Source organism: Pseudoalteromonas sp. T1lg21, from assembly GCF_002964625.1.
In the GTDB taxonomy this organism is placed as follows: domain Bacteria; phylum Pseudomonadota; class Gammaproteobacteria; order Enterobacterales; family Alteromonadaceae; genus Pseudoalteromonas; species Pseudoalteromonas gelatinilytica.
The window spans coordinates 1-274 of record NZ_PQBX01000028.1 but is presented as its reverse complement, the minus strand read 5'-3'; the positions used below and the strand labels follow the sequence as shown (position 1 = coordinate 274).

General features: G+C 35.0%; 1 protein-coding gene. It reads right to left on the bottom strand.

Annotated elements, in window-relative coordinates:
- The coding region (locus C2M25_RS06875; protein WP_158679691.1) for a hypothetical protein at positions 1 to 274 on the bottom strand (274 nt) is incomplete at both ends.

Sequence of the window (274 nt, the reverse complement as noted above, 5' to 3'; positions counted from 1 at the left end):
ATTGAAGAATCACCACCAACAGGGACAAAGTTATCAGTTGTTTCGTTTGAGTAAAAACCACGTTTTACTTTATCTTCGTTAGCCAAATCATTGTATGACTGACCGCAATCCAATAGCCCACCGATTGCTTTCACGATTAAAAAGTAAGTTGTATTTACTTCAAACGGGCCAACACTCGAAACATCAAATGGAATCGGCATTAATTCATCATTTTCAACGCCTAATTCAGCTAAAGAGTAAGTTTTATTGATTAATACTTCATCTTCAATTAATG